Source organism: Niabella drilacis, from assembly GCF_900101395.1.
Classification (GTDB): Bacteria; Bacteroidota; Bacteroidia; order Chitinophagales; family Chitinophagaceae; genus Niabella; species Niabella drilacis.
In genome coordinates, this window is the sequence record NZ_FMZO01000004.1 from 235,287 (window position 1) to 250,974 (window position 15,688).

Consider the following 15,688-nt stretch of genomic DNA (forward strand, 5'->3'; position numbering starts at 1 on the left):
GCTATTACCTATTCCACCATCTTCAAAAACTCTGCTTCTGAAATGATCTTTACCGTATTGATCTTTTTTGCCTTTTCCAGTTTGCTGCCTGCATCCTCCCCAACCACCAGGTAGTTCAGTTTAGCGCTGACCCCGCCGAGGATCTTTCCGCCCTGGGCTTCGGCCATTGCTTCAGCTTCACTGCGTTTTAAAGTGGGTAGTGTGCCGGTGAATAAAAAGGTCTGACCGGCAAGGGCCCCTGCGGCAGCCAGTTGTTTATGGGTATTGGTCAACTGTATGCCCAGGGCCTCCAGTTCTTTGATCATTTCAATATTGGAGCTGGTGCTGAAGAAATGCACGATACTGCCGGCCACTTTTGGACCGATATCCTCCAGGTCCTGCAGCTCCTCCTGCGAAAAGTTTTTTAACTCCAGCAGGTGGCCTACCTTATTGGCCAGCACTTTGGCGGTGGTTTCACCTACAAAGCGGATACCCAGCCCAAAGAGGATACGGTGCAGGGGTTGTTCCTTACTTTTTTCAATGGCCTGCTGCAGGTTGTCAATGGATTTTTTCCCAAACCCTTCCAGTGTGCCCAGTTTTTCAAAATCCAGTTTATAAATACCCGGAATGTCTTTCAGCCAGCCGAGTTCATAAAACTTGCGAACGTTGGCCTCCCCGAAGCCGCGGATGTCCAGCGCGTCCTTACTCACAAAGTGGATCATGCGCTCCACCACCTGTGCGGGGCATTCAATATTGATGCAACGCCAAACGGCTTCTCCTTCTTCTTTAAACAGGGGACTGCTGCAGATGGGGCAATCCTTTGGAAACAAAATGGGCGTTTCTGCACCTGTTCTCAGCGCTTCCAGTGATTTCACAATATAAGGGATCACGTCCCCGGCGCGTTCTACCAGAACGGTATCGCCGATCATCAGGTTCTTTTCCCTGATCACTTCTTCGTTGAACAGGGATATGGAGCTTACCGTAACGCCCCCGATAAAAACGGGTTCAATTTTGGCTACCGGTGTAATGGAACCGGTGCGGCCTACCTGGAATTTTACCTCCAGCAGTTTGCTGGTAGCCTGCCGGGCTTTAAATTTAAAAGCGATGGCCCAGCGGGGGTGATGGGAGGTCATGCCCAATTGCTCCTGTACATCGATGGTATTGACCTTGATCACCATTCCATCGATCTCATAGGGTAACTGGTCTCTTTCTGTTTCAAATTCGAGGCAGTGGTCAATAACCTCTTCGATCCGGTCAAAGGTCTTCAGCTCTTTTACAGGGCTTCGGAAACCCAGCTCCCACAGCAGTTTCAGCGATCCTTCATGCGTTTGCAGCGCCTCGGGGAGCGCCTGCCCGGGCAATAATGTATAATCGCTGATATGATATACAAACGCCTCCAGGTTGCGCCGCCGTACTTCCGCAGGGTCTTTGATCCGGAGTGTACCGGATGCCGCATTGCGGGGATTGGCCAGGGGAGCCAGTCCTTTTTCTGTAAGTTCCTCGTTGTATTTTTTGAAATTGTTCTTATTGATCAGTACTTCACCCCGTATTTCGATCTGCTGGATCCCGTACCTGCCGAATGCCGCAGAAAGCGGTACGCTCCGGATCTGCCTGACATTGGTGGTGATCTCATCGCCTTCTACTCCATTGCCCCGGGTAGCACCTCTTACCAGCAGGTCATTTTCGTAGATCAATGAAATACTTCCGCCGTCAAATTTGGGCTCTACACAGTAAGTGATTTTATCCCTCTTGGATAACTGCAGCACTTTCCGGTCAAAATCTTTAAGATCATCGCTGTTATAAGAGTTGTCCAGCGAAAGCATGGGCACCAAGTGCTGTACCGTTACAAAATTGCCGTTCAGGCTTTTGCCAACCCGCTGGGTCGGCGAATCTTTTGTAACCCAGTCGGGCTGATCCTTTTCAACCGCCTCCAGCATTTTATAAAGGAGGTCATATTCCGTATCGGCCAGCAGCGGGTCATCCTGTACATAGTAGCGATGCTCATGAAAACGCAACACATTCCGCAGGGCTTCCAGTTCTTCCGGTGTTGCCGGCAGCTGTTTTCCTTCTTTTAAAAAGGAACGGGTCTGTTCCTGCAGCGCCAGTATTTCTTCCTTTGTATACATAGGCGCAATTTCGGATTTAAAAACCTAACTGCAAAGGGTCCGATTTCAACCGCAGGGCTGGCAGGGATTTTCGGGGGCGGCACTCAGGAGAAAATATCCCTGCATATTCTTCCTGCCTTAGCGTTTAACTAGCCTACTGCACCATGATGACTCTTGGCCCCGACGGTGGTGGCGGAACCCTTCCCCTGCCGCCGCCAAATTTCCTGGGGTAATAGGAAAAGGTAACCATAAAATATTGCTGCAGCCCGTTGGTGATGGTGGTCGTAGCGGAGTTGCGGTCCAAAAAGTTGCTGATGTTTTTATTTTGCCGCAGCAGGTCAAATGCAGAGAGTTTTAATTCTGCCTTCTGCTGCATAAAACGGTAAATGGCATTGGCATTCCAGATGGTGGCCCTTGCAGCGTCCCTGTTGGCGGCTTTGTTGGTTTGATAGTTAATGGCGGTATTAAGCGTAAAGGATTTAGTAATAAAATAATTGATATTGCTGGTGGTGGTATAGTTCCGGATCACAGAGGCCTGCTGGGTACTGTTCGACTGGTTATTGCGGTTGGTAGAAATGATTTCGCCAATGCTGATATTGAACTTGTCGATCAGGTTATAAAGCACATTGAAATTGTTGGACAGGGTCTGGTTCCTGGAGGTAGACAGCTGGTGATTGATGTATCCCGGGCGGATGGAGTAATTGAAGGAAGGGCTGTAAGTAAGCCCGATGGTGCTCATCTTATTGATATTGTGCGAAAAATTAAGATTGAGATTGGTTCCGATGCTTCTTTGATGGTCTACATTAATGAGGTAGCGGATGCTTCTTCCGGAAGAGTCCTGCAGGTACACCAGGCTGTCGCCTACCGCCCTGTTGGTACTGTTGAAGTTGAAGCCCAGCCTTGCTCCATAATTGCTTTTACTATTGGGTTTTGCCCGGCTGATGTCAAAATTGTAATTCAGGTATTTGGTGTTGGATGCCTTTAAAAGTGGGTTGCCCGATACTACATAGTACCGCTCTGTGCTGTCCACGACAGGGTACAGCTGATCGATAGAAGGTGGCTGCAGATTCATATTGGCCCACAGGTAAGAGTAGACGCGGAACGCATTTTCCTTCTGGTAGTTGAAATTGGCATTCAGTGAGGGTACGAACGAATTGAAGGACCGTTCGATATTGCGGTTGTGGATGCTGGACTCATTCCGCTGGTTTAAGAACTGGTAACGCAGGTCCACTCCAAAGTTCAGCCAGTAATAATATTTGCCCCAAACAGACTTATTGAAGGACTTATTAAAGTTAAGTGCCGGGTTATAGGAAAAGTTATCCAGCGTATTCGTATTGGTAAGGTTCCTGTTTGCCACGTATTGGTGGGTAAGGGTGTCCCGGTCCACGACTACCGCATCCTGTTCGCTCCTTGAGAAATTGACGTTGTTGATCAGCGACATATTGATATTGAAAAAATTATAGATGCCAAACAGGAACTGCCGGAACCCGTCATAGTTCAGGCCGATATTGGCATTATAGTTTTTGTTATAGTTATGGTATTTACGGTCGATGGTATTGGTATAAATGCTGTCGACCAGCGACTCATAGGTATTTACGGTGCTCCTGTCGCTTATGGCTTCATTGTAGTTGGCGCCGAAGTTGACGGAAAAGTTTTTCCGGGGATCATCGCGCAGCTCAAAATCGTTGGAGCGCACCCATCCAAACATGTTAAAGCTATTGTTGTTGGAGCGGGAATAGCTGTTGCTTTTGGTACGGCTTGCCGCTATGCTGTCATTCCGGAACACATCGGTGAATGCATCGGAAGTACCGGTGTTGTACTGATTGGTATAACTGGCGTTAATGTTTACAAAGTTTCCGAATTTTTTCCGGTTCTCATACTGGAACTTCACCGTATTGCTGGTGTTGTCGTTAGTGCTTTTGTTATTACTGAGGGTGGTCAGTTTATAATTGTCGATGGTTTGAAGACTGTTGCTGTTGGAAAGATAATTCCTCGAGGTATTGAGGAAGCCATAGTCGGTAGTAAAACGGTTGTAGAACTGGGAGTTCTCCGATTCGGAGAAACTGTGCTGCCATTTAAGGTTGCCATAGGTCCTTCGGGTAATACCGTCGTTGGCATTGCCCCTGCCCCCATAAAAGAACCGGAAGTTCGACTTGAAGGTATTTTCCATAAAGGCATTTTCGCCCGTTCCCTCTTCCTTATTGATGTTGTTGATGCCAATGGCAATTCCGGCCTGGTTCTTTTTGTCGTAAACCTGGATCACCCCATCGCCGGTATAACGGTCATCGGTACCATAGCCGGCGCCTACTTTACCAAACATGCCTTTTTTCTTGTCGGCCTTCAGTTTGATGTTCATGGAATAAAGCGAGTCTGTTTTCTCTTCCGTATTGGTCAGCTTGGAAACGTCTTTCTCCTGGTAAAGCTGGATCTTTTCGATCGCATTCTTCGGAAGGTTCTGCGTAGCGGTCTGGGCCGCCCCGCCAAAGAACGGTTTTCCATCCACGTATACTTTTTCCAGCTTCCGGCCATTCATGGTAATGGTGCCATCGCCCCATACGGTAAGCCCCGGTACCCGCAGCAGCATGTCCTCCACAACGGCATTGGAATCCAGTTTGAAGGCATCCGGGTTGATCTCGAGTGTATCGCCGTTCATGCGCAGCGGTTGTACTGCTTTGATAACGACTTCCTCCATTTCGTCCTTATCCTGGCGTGTCATAAACAGTTTGCCAAGATTGGTAACCAGGCTTACAGTGTCCAGCTGGAAGTTTTTGACAAAGGGGCGGTACCCGGTGTAGGATACAATGCAATAGAGCGCCGTTTTTGCCGGGATATTTTTTATATCAAATTCGCCCTGCGTATTAGTGAGCTGGAATTCCACGATGCTCGAGTCGGCTTGCTTATATACCGAAACAGAAGCCGCCTGCAAAGCATAATCATTAATAGAGTCATACAGGGTTCCCTTTACGGCGCCGGTCCTTTTTTGGGCAAAGAGCAGGGAGGGGATAAGGATCAGGGTCAACAGGATAAGGCGTCTCATTTTGCAGCGGGATTAACTTTTAATTGAATGATGATGGGGTTACTGAATTTACCGGTACTTTCTAATAATTGCTTTAATACAGGAGGGGGAGTATTGTTATACTTTGCGAGGATCGCAGCTTTTTCTTTCAGCAGATCGCCGGGAGAAACGAAGGTGTATACATATTCGTTATCATAATTGCTGATTTTTGAAAAAATACCTGCGGGCAGGAAGTAGGTGCTGCTGTCCGAGGTGGTTTTGGAAAGGTCGTATAAGGAGGACGTTTTTTTATTAAATACATAACGTTTGTATCCCCATGAGTTATCATTCATGCCAAAGAACAGAACGGAAGGCAGATCAAGGATGTTAAAAAAGGACCGGGCCGCTTTGCCGTATTTTGATTTGTAGTTGGTAAAATCGATGTTGTTTTTGAAAGCAGTGGTAAAGAATGTTGCAGGCATGGTGTTGGCCGCAGGGAATACAAACCGGTAGGCCGGTGTAAGCGAATCGTTGACCAGCTTATAGATGGTATTGTCGTAATCTTTTTTGATATAGAGCGTGCTGTCGTTTTGTGTGCGGTCAATATTGATGCGGATGTCGTCAAAATCCGGTGGCAGCTTGGGCACATTCAGGAACGGGAAATAGGCAGCCGTTTTTTTATTACCATCCATAATGTTTAAATGATAGGCCACGGTATCTTTTGTATATTTATTGTAACGATTGTTCTGCGTCAGGTACCGGCCGTTCATATAGTAGAGGGAGCTGAGGGCGTAATAAGGGACCGGCAGTTTTTCAATACGGTAATTTTCATTGGCGCCCAGGTACAGGAGCTCTATGTTTCTATACTTCGAAAAATCCCTGTTGCCGGGGTGTTCGGTCATTTGCTGGGCCTTGGGAAGGGGGATCGTATAATTTTTATTGGAGCTTGTAAAGAACACCGCATTCTTGGCGTAGCTGTATTGCAGCCCCCCCAGCTTGTATTTTTTCTTTTTGTACTTGTATAAAAACTTTCCCTCCTTGTTAAATACGAGAATGGAGTTAGATTCGTTGTCTGTAAAGATCAGGCGGTCGGGGGTTACCAGGAAATCGGCCATATTATTAAAGTAGCTGCCGCCGGTGGTTTCCAGCGGGATCAGCCGGATTTCCGAAAAAAGGTTGGAAGCCTTTATCCCCAGCGCGCTTTCGGGCACTATATACAGTGATTGGTCCTGTGCAAGGGCCGGCAGTTTAAGCAGCAGGATACAGGCAGCGATCAAAAAACGTCTCATAAAAAGTTTTGCGAAAGATACCCCGGATTTTTATGTTACGACATTGTCGTAGGGGCTTTAACTTTTTATTGTGATCAACAAACGATCGGTTGTTAATTTTATAAAGGAGACGGATCTGCTGAAAATAAGTGTAAACTTCAAAATTTTATGTTGCAAATTGTACTTTTGCAGCCATCACAAAAACAATGCGTAAAAGTTCAAGTCTTAAAACGGCCGCGCTGGAGAAAAGCAGCCACCTGGAATATTTCAGGATCGCTGTATCTGTAGATTGCGTCATTTTCGGATATGAAGAAAAGGAGCTGAAAGTGCTCCTGATCAAATCGGACCTGAAAGAATTTGCCGGTATGTATTCGCTGCTGGGCGACCTGGTGAGGCCGGATGAAGACCTGGATGAAGCATCTTACCGGGTGCTGAAAGAGCGAACTGACCTCGATGATGTGTTCTTACAGCAGGTGCATACGTTTGGTGCCGTAAACAGGCACCCCTCCGGCAGGGTTGTTTCTACAGCCTATTATTCGCTGGTCAATATCAATAATCACAAACTGAAGATCAATAATAATGATCTGCGCTGGCATCCAGTAAAGGGGGCTTATAAACTCGCGTTTGATCATAAAGACATCTTAACTACCTGCCTGCAGCACCTGCGTGGGCGAATTGAAGAACACCCGGTAGTGCACAACCTGCTCAATGAGAAGTTTTCCCTGAGAGAGCTGCAGGAAGTGTACGAAGCCATCCTGAACGCACCACTTGATCGCAGGAATTTCCGGAAAAAGATCACCCTCAAGAACTGGCTGGTAGATCTTAATGAAATGGAGGATAACGTACCGCACCGTCCCGGGAAGTTGTATAAGTTTAATAAAAAATATATCCGGTAAGGGGCATAAGGCCCCTGGTCCGGAGGAGGCATTGCGCGGCCAAACTGCTTTCCGGCAAACGCCTTTCGCGGTATTATTGCAAAGGATTTTTTGAAAAAATATGATATTCCCCGGGTGTCAGTACCAGGTTGTAATTGCTGCCGGCAACAGGGAAAGACTGTCCCCCGCTGGCGGCATCGTACCAGGTACCGCTGCTCCCCATATCCAGGGTGGCCGTTTGCGGGGTTACATCAAAATTACCCACCACCACTACCGTATTGGTGCCATCCTGCAGTTTTATATATTTTACCGGCCCTGCAAAATTGTAGGTATAATCTGTGGTATTAAAAACCGGGTTGTTTTTCTTCAGCTGTATCATGCTGGCAAACCTGCTTTTTAATGCCAGGCGGGCAGGTTGGGTATTATACTGCCATAAAACCGGTTTGGCACCGGTTCTGCCATTCTGATCAATGGAAATATCATACCCCAGCTCTCCAAACTGCCATAACATCTTGGGCCCGGGTATGGAAAATAAAAAGGCGGCACAGAGCTCCTGCCGTTTTAAAGCGGTAGTAAGATCTTTGATATTGTAAGTCCCGGAACCGTTGCCATAGCTGGTATTTTTGAACATCATACGTTCTTCATCATGGCTTTCCATATAAGTTACAAGTGCATCGGCTTTATCAAATCCATGCGTTTTATAATCGGCCCTGGAAAAGTTTGAATTGGCAAGCCATCCCATACTGGCTTCATTAAAATTATAGTTCAGGTTGTTCCAGAGCATCATACCTGCAGCTGCCAGCTCTCTTTCCTCTTCATCTGCCGCAAAGTGCTCCAGGATGACGTAAAAATTATGGGTGTCGATGCTTTTTATAAAATTATTATAGGTCTTCCAGATAGCGATGCGCGCGGCATCATAGACACTCCAGGCCGCTACGTTTGCTTCGGAAGTACCGGAGTTTTTTTGTGTAAATCCCTTGGAAAGATCGAAGCGGAAGCCGTCTATTTTGTATTCCTGCATCCAGAATTGAAGTACATCTTTTACAAAGCTTTGGGTGGCCGCTGATTCATGGTTAAAGTCGTATCCCACATTAAAAGGGTGTTTCGGGTCAGGATTGAACCAGGGATTGTCGGCCGAAGGTTTTTGCGCAGTAGCGTCAAAGTAAAGCTGCACCATGGGCGACTGGCCAAAGGAATGGTTCAGCACCATATCCAGGATCACGGCGATCCCCCGGCCATGGCAGAGGTCAATAAACCGCTGCAGGTCCTGTTTGGAACCGTAATATTTATCCGGGGCAAAATAAAAGGAGGGGTTATAGCCCCAGCTTTCATTGCCTTCAAATTCGGTTACGGGCATCAGTTCAATGGCATTTACTCCCAGGTTGCCCAGGTAGTTAAGGGTATCTGCAAGTGTTTGATAATTGTTAGCCGTCATAAAATCCCTCAAAAGGAGTTCATAAATAACAAGGTTGCTTTTGGCGGGGCGGGTAAACCCGTTGTACTGCCAGCTATAGCGGGCGGGGTTGCCCTTAAAAGTGCTTACAATGCCGGTTGCTTTCCCGGCGGGATAATTACCGGGGCCCGGGTAATTGGTGGCAGGGATATGCGGATCATTTACTGGATCCAGGATCTTTTCCGTATAAGGGTCTGCTATTTTAAGTGTACCATCTACCCAATATTGATAAGCGTATTCTTTGCCGGCATCCAGCCCGTCAATAGTGGTCCACCAGGTATTGCCGTCGGGCGTACGTTTCATAAATGCAGCGGCATCGGGGGCCCAGTTATTAAAATCGCCGGCAACCGTTACAAATGTTTTCCCGGGGGCATACAATGCAAAGGTGGCGGATGTGCCGTTGTTGGTAAAGGTAACGCCTTGCCTGGCGCCGGCAGGCAGGGCGGCAATCTGTACCGTTCCCTTTACCTGGATCGTAAATGATGCTTCGGCCGTGTTGTTGGCGCTGATGCGGATCGTTTGTACGCCAGCCTGTGTAAGCATTGCTTTGCCGGTAATGGAAGTAGTATTGGAGGCATTGGCAATGGAGGTTCCGTTGAGACTCAGCACAAGATTGGCCGGTTTTGATGCCGTTGCGGTAACAGTGAGTTCCTGGCCGGTATTCAGGATCTCAATAACTGGTTTTTCGATATAAGTGGGTTGCAGCTCCGGGGCAGAAAAGCGTACATTCAGGTTGTTGGGATCATAAACCGGCAGGTATATATCACTGCCATCCGCATTACGGGTTACCAGGGTGCCATCTCCGTTTCTGAATAACAGAGCTATTTTAAAAATTTTTTCACCTGCCGGCACGCTAAAGAACGTCCGGGGTTTTATATCAATGGAATAAGTTCCGTTTGCCTGCCGGGTCATCTTGGCAGCAGGGTCAGGGGTGGTGAACGAACTGCTTTTCACGTATTTCCAGTCGCTGTTGCCGGTACTTTTATCAGTGATCACGCCGGCGTGTACATAAACGTCGCCGGTAAAACTGCTAAGGGCTTTATTGCCTTTTGCGGGATCAAACACCAGCTTAAAATTTTCGTCTGCGGCAGGAAAGGCTTTATCCGTGGTGATCAGCCCGGTAATGCCTGCCTGTACCGGAGGAGGCGTTAGGGTACCGGGTGTGTCGGATGGAGTATTCTTTTTACAGCCCAGGCATATGACAGCGATCAGCAACGGCAAAAGGAATCGTTTCATCTGTTTATTTTTTTATTTGTTCCGCCGGGCGGAACGATTTTTATTGGTCAGATGGAATGCCAAAGGTTCATGGTATTCCATAATGTGTACTTTATACACAAATGTAAGCGGGATTTTACAAAAAAAGAGGAATAAAATTTTTTCAATACTTTTTCAGATGCGGATAACAAGGAGGTTTATTGAGTTGCAAAGTGCTGTATATTAATGTTTTGTGGAACTTCTGCGGCGGAGCTAAATTTTTTTTGTAAAATGTGTACTTTGTACACATAATATTATCTATTTTTGTTGCCTGTTTTATTTAATGTGTATTTAGTACACTTTTGTTTTAGAATTAACCTAATTGTTTGTCTATGTACATGAGAAGATTGTTTGCAGTAATGCAGGTTCTTGTACTGTTATGGTTGCCTGCTGTTTTAAATGCACAGACCAGGACCGTAACGGGTATTGTTACCGACTCAAAAACGGGGCAGCCGCTGGCGGGTGTAACCATTACGGTGGTGGGAACCAATATAGCCGCGCTGACAGATACGACCGGGGCTTACCGGGTGGCTGTGGATAGCAGGGCAGATCGCCTGACCTTTTCATCGATCGGGTATACGGAGCAGCGGGTGCCCATTGCGGGCGCACAGTTAAATGTAAGGCTGGTGCCGGAAATTACCAACCTGGATAATGTGGTCGTCATTGCTTATGGTACCCGTCGCAAAACAGATTTAACGGGTGCTGTAACAGCGATAACAGCCAAGGATTTCCAGAAAGGGAATATTGCATCTTCCGAGCAGTTATTGCAGGGGAAAGTTGCCGGCCTTCAGGTAACCAGCGGGGGCGGTGCTGCAGGTGGCGGCAGTAAAATCCGGATCCGGGGCGCAGCTTCCTTAAATGCCAGTAATGATCCGTTAATCGTTATTGATGGAGTACCGGTTGAAGGAAATTCGGTATCCGGATCGGCCAACCTGTTAAATACCATTAACCCCAATGATATTGAAAGCATCAGTATCTTAAAGGATGCCTCTGCTACCGCGTTGTATGGGTCGCGTGCCACCAACGGGGTTATGATCATAACCACAAAGAAAGGTGCTTCCGGAAAGCCCCGGTTCAATTTCAACACAAGAGGATCGCTGGGAGTGGTTGCCAAAAAGATCGACGTGCTTTCCGGCGACCAGATAAGGGATATCGTAAATGCCAGTGGTAACAATACCTATATACCATTGCTGGGTACGGCCAATACCGACTGGCAAAATGAGATCTATCGCTCTGCTGCCGGCTTTGATAACAACCTGAGCGTATCGGGCCGTGCCGATTTGGGTACTTCTGTAAAACTGCCTTACCGGCTGTCTGCAGGTTATTTAACACAGCAGGGGAATCTTAAAACAAATAATTTTGACCGTTTTACAACAGCGCTGAATCTTAACCCGAAATTCTTCCAGGATCATCTGAGTATAAATATTAACGCCAAGTATGCCAATACAAAAAATGTTTTTGCAGATGAAGGCGCCATCGGGGCTGCGGTTGCGTTTGATCCTACGCAAAGCGTTCGTAAAGACTGGAACCGCTTCTCTGGTTTTTATGAATGGGTGCAGGCAAACGGGGATGTAAACAAAAATGCATCAAGAAACCCGGTGGCCCTTTTGGAATTAAAGGATAACCGCTCCTCAGTGGATCGTTTTATCGGCAATGTTCAGTTAGATTATAAGCTGCATTTCTTACCGGATCTTCATGTACTTGTGAACCTGGGTGTTGATCAGAGCACAGGTTCCGGAACCGCAATACTGGATTCAACATCGGCCATTTCGGTGACTGATTTTTCAGGATTAGGTAATATTTCCCGGTATAAGCAAAGCAAAAAAAGCCAGTTGGCAGATGTACAGCTCTTCTACCAGAAAGACCTTTCGGACGGATATAAGATCGATGCATTGCTGGGCCATGGGTACCAGGATTTCTTTACGACCGACTATAATTTTTATAACCTGTACCAGACAGGAAAAGAAGTGCCGGGGCAGGAGATCAATTATCCCGTGGTAAAGAACGGGTATGGGATCGACTCCTACCTGGGGCGGCTGAATTTTACCATGGCCGGCAACTATTTGCTTACGGCTACCTTGCGAAGAGATGCCAGTTCCAAATTTTCCAGGGAAAACAGGGTGGGCTACTTTCCTTCTTTTGCATTTGCATGGAAGCTGAAGGAGGCATTCTTCCAGAGTACTTCAATCAATGAATTGAAATTACGCCTGGGCTGGGGTATTACCGGTCAGCAGGATGGTATCGCCTATAACAGCTACCTTCCATTGTACTACCAGTCACAGTCTTCGGCGCAATACCAGTTTGGGGATGTGTTTTACAGGCTTTACCGTCCGACAGCGTTTAACAAAGACCTGAAATGGGAAACATCCGGTACATTTAACGCGGGGATCGACTTCGCGTTTGCACAAAACCGGATCAACGGATCCATGGATGTTTATTCCAAACGGACCAAAAACCTTTTGAGTTATGTTGATATTGCACCCGGCTCCAATTTTGATATTACACAACTTCGGAATATTGGTGAGCTAAAGAATACCGGGTTCGAATTTTCAATCAATACGGTACCCTATAAAAATGAAGATTTTTCCTGGGACCTGAATTTCAACTTTACCTACAACAAATCCGAGATCAAGGCTTTATATTCTAATGTAAAGGATCCTGAGTATAAAGGATTTCCCGTTAGCGGTATCACCGGGGGAACCGGCAATAAGGTAGGTATACATGCAGTGGGCTATGCGCCCTATACCTTTTTTGTACGGCAGCAGGTTTATGACTCCGGGGGCAAACCGATTGAAGGATTATATGAAGATGTGAACCGGGATGGAAAGATCAGCGACGCGGATAATAGCTACTATAAAAAACCGGCACCGGACTTTTTATTTGGCATGGCCACGGGCGTTACCTATAAAAAGCTGAGCGTTGGCATCACCGGGCATGGAATGGCCGGCAACTATCTTTATAATAACTACAATGCTAATTCAGCGGTGTTACGAAATGTACTGAACCCGGTTATCTCCCTTGGCAATACGGGTGCTAATTACCTTGAAACAAACTTTGCAAATAACCAATACCTTTCCAACTACTATATTGAAAACGCCAGTTTCTTCCGGATTGATAATATCAATATGGGATACAACTTTGGAAAAATCAGCCAGAGCCGGTTCCGGTTGTCGGTTAATGCCAGTGTTCAGAATGTTGCGGTATTTACGAAGTATTCCGGAGCGGATCCGGAGAGTGCCAATTCGAGTGGCGTGGACAACAATATCTATCCCAGACCCAGAATTTTTTCTCTTGGGGCAAACCTGGATTTTTAACCCGATAAATTCAGCAAAAAATGAAACATTATATAGTCGCACTATTTAGCCTGGTAACGCTTTTTTCCTGCGGAAAAAAGCTGGATATCTATCCAACAAATGCAATGACCCCCGGGGAGGTTTACAAAACGACCGAAGGCTATAAAGGAGTTCTTGCAAAAATTTATGCAACGCTCTCGGGCACCGGAAACCAGGGACCTGCTGGAGACCCGGATATTGGCGGCGGGTTGGATGAAGGCTCGCAGGTGCCGTTCATCAGGGCTTTTTTTAATGCACAGGAACTGCCCACAGATGAAGCAGTAGTTGCCTGGAATGACCAGACGATCCAGGATTTTCATAACCTGAAAGTTACCAGCGGCGATCCGTTCCTCAAAGGGATGTATGCCCGGCCGATATGGAATATTACGCTGATCAATGAATACATCCGGCAGACAAGCGATTCTGCAATGAAGGCCAATGGTATTTCGGATGCAGACGCGGCAGGTATTAAGGCAACACGGGGCGAAGCCCGCTTTATGCGCGCATTTAACTACTGGGTAATGCTGGACCTGTTTGGCAAATCGACCTTTATTACGGAAGCAGATCCGATCGGGTATTTTTTGCCCCGGGAGATCTCGCGGAAGGATCTGTTTGCTTATATAGAAACCGAGTTGAAAACAGCCCTGACGGAGCTGCCGCCGGCAAAAACGGTTGAGTACGGGAGGGTTGACCAGGGCGCAGCCAATGCGCTGCTGGCGCGTCTGTATCTGAATGCTGTTGTATATACCGGCACGCCGAAATATACGGAGGCGATCACTTATGCAAAGAATGTGATCAATGCCGGGTATAAGCTTGCGGATAATTACAGGAGCCTGTTTATGGCGGATAATAATATCAATGGCAGGGATGAGTTCATTTTTACGGCCAACTGCGATGGGCTTACCGGCAAGGCCTATGGAAATACTACTTTTTTCATTCATGCGGCGGCAGGTGACGATAATAAAGAGTTCGGGGCCAACTCGGGCTGGTTCGGGTACAGGGCAACAAAAGGGCTGGCCGTGCTGTTCCCGGATCTTTCCGGTAATACTGATAAACGGGCCATGTTTAAGACCAGTAAGTTTGATGCTACGTTGAACCAGGCGGAGATCGATGATGTTACGAATTTTACAAACGGGCTGCACGTTAACAAGTACCGGAACATCCGGCTGGATGGGGGAGAAGTAAGTGATCCGAATTCTGAGTTTGCCGATATTGATTTCCCGATCATCCGGCTTCCGGAGCTTTACCTTATTTATGCAGAAGCGGTATTGCGGGGAGGTACCGGGGGCGACCTGGCCACAGCCCGGTCCTACGTCAACCTGATCCGGTCCAGGGCCGGAGCCACCTCCATCAATCTTTCTGACCTTACACTGCAATTTGTCCTTGATGAAAGAGGCCGGGAGCTTTACTGGGAATCGCACCGCAGAACGGACCTGGTACGCTACAACCTGCTTACAACCGGAACCTATTTATGGCCCTGGAAAGGAGGTGTCGCCAGCGGAACAGCGGTGAACAGCAAGTACAATATTTACCCGGTACCTGCGGCCAATATAAGCTCTAATAGTAATTTATCGCAAAATAATGGCTATTAAACGATTTGCTATGAAACAGATATATTTTTTAATGACAGTTTTGGTTGCCTTTTTAACACTTTTTTCGGCCTGTAAAAAAGATGAGCATCAGGTTGTTTTTGAAGGTGGAACCGCTCCGGTATTATCCGCATCCTCAACATCTGCTATCGTATTACTTTCTGAAAATAAAACCAATGATGCCATTCGTTTTAACTGGACGAACCCTGATTATCAATTTAATACCGGCATCAGCTCCCAGGACGTAACCTATACCCTGCAGGTGGATACAGCAGGCCAGGGATTTAAGGGGCGGGTTTCTGAAAGAGCTGTGACCAACGACCTGGCAACCACCCTGACGGTTGCCGAGCTGAATAAGATGGTACTGGATCTCGGAGTGGCGCCGGAAACGGAGCGGGTAGTAGAGTTCCGGATCAAATCGACGATATCCGGAACAGCTGCATTGTACTCGAATGTTGTACCGGTAAAAACGACCCCCTATGCCGATGTGAAATACCCTGTGCCGGCAAAACTCTTTATTGTAGGCAATGCTACACCGGGGGGATGGAATAACCCGGTACCGGCTGATCAGCAGTTCACCCTGGCAGATGCAACGAATTTCGAGATTACCATTCCGCTTACCGCAGGAGGGTCCTACCTGTTCATTCCTGTTAACGGCAGCTGGGGCGCTAAATATGGTGCGGATGGAGACTCTGGAAGCAATAACCCGGCCGGGGATAACTTTAAACCGGAAGGAGGAGACATGATCGCGCCTTCGGTATCCGGTACCTACAAAATAACAGTTGATTTTAAAACAGGGAAATTCACGGTCACCAAGATCTGAAACCAATAGAAACGA

At 47.2% G+C, this 15,688-nt stretch carries 8 protein-coding genes; 4 read left to right on the plus strand and 4 right to left on the minus strand.

What is annotated here, in order from left to right:
* Window positions 1–8: 8 nt before the first annotated feature.
* The 3 genes from ligA to BLS44_RS09450 all read right to left on the minus strand — a co-directional run bounded on the left by ligA (window position 9) and on the right by BLS44_RS09450 (window position 6,368).
* Window positions 9–2,105 carry an NAD-dependent DNA ligase LigA gene (gene ligA / locus BLS44_RS09440; RefSeq protein ID WP_090389823.1) on the minus strand — a complete coding sequence of 699 codons (2,097 nt, stop codon included), beginning with the start codon at window positions 2,103–2,105 and terminating at the stop codon, window positions 9–11.
* A 133-nt stretch (window positions 2,106–2,238) separates the two neighbouring features.
* Complete coding sequence (locus tag BLS44_RS09445; protein WP_090389824.1) at window positions 2,239–5,121, minus strand: outer membrane beta-barrel protein; 2,883 nt, start codon at window positions 5,119–5,121, stop codon at window positions 2,239–2,241.
* Window positions 5,118–6,368 (minus strand): 6-bladed beta-propeller, encoded by a 1,251-nt coding sequence (locus BLS44_RS09450; RefSeq protein ID WP_090389825.1) that lies wholly within the window; start codon window positions 6,366–6,368, stop codon window positions 5,118–5,120. Before BLS44_RS09450 ends, BLS44_RS09445 begins: the two co-directional genes overlap by 4 nt.
* Before the next feature lie 185 nt (window positions 6,369–6,553).
* Between BLS44_RS09450 and BLS44_RS09455 the strand changes: the two genes are divergently transcribed.
* Window positions 6,554–7,243, plus strand: a complete 690-nt coding sequence (locus tag BLS44_RS09455; RefSeq protein ID WP_090389826.1) for an NUDIX hydrolase — start codon at window positions 6,554–6,556, stop codon at window positions 7,241–7,243.
* Window positions 7,244–7,316: 73 nt separating this feature from the next.
* Here BLS44_RS09455 and BLS44_RS09460 read toward each other — a convergent pair whose 3' ends face one another.
* The gene (locus BLS44_RS09460; RefSeq protein ID WP_090389827.1) at window positions 7,317–9,911 is read right to left on the minus strand and encodes a DUF4961 domain-containing protein; all 2,595 of its coding nucleotides are present in this window, start codon (window positions 9,909–9,911) and stop codon (window positions 7,317–7,319) included.
* A gap of 356 nt (window positions 9,912–10,267) precedes the next feature.
* Here BLS44_RS09460 and BLS44_RS09465 point away from each other — a divergent pair, with 356 nt between their 5' ends.
* From BLS44_RS09465 to BLS44_RS09475, 3 genes are read left to right on the plus strand one after another with little or no spacing between them, the layout of a single operon-like run.
* Window positions 10,268–13,243 carry a SusC/RagA family TonB-linked outer membrane protein gene (locus BLS44_RS09465; RefSeq protein ID WP_245729165.1) on the plus strand — a complete coding sequence of 992 codons (2,976 nt, stop codon included), beginning with the start codon at window positions 10,268–10,270 and terminating at the stop codon, window positions 13,241–13,243.
* Window positions 13,244–13,263: 20 nt separating this feature from the next.
* The gene (locus BLS44_RS09470) at window positions 13,264–14,853 is read left to right on the plus strand and encodes a RagB/SusD family nutrient uptake outer membrane protein (RefSeq protein WP_090389828.1); all 1,590 of its coding nucleotides are present in this window, start codon (window positions 13,264–13,266) and stop codon (window positions 14,851–14,853) included.
* Between the two features lie 10 nt (window positions 14,854–14,863).
* Complete coding sequence (locus tag BLS44_RS09475) at window positions 14,864–15,673, plus strand: SusE domain-containing protein (RefSeq protein ID WP_176954367.1); 810 nt, start codon at window positions 14,864–14,866, stop codon at window positions 15,671–15,673.
* Window positions 15,674–15,688: the final 15 nt, after the last annotated feature.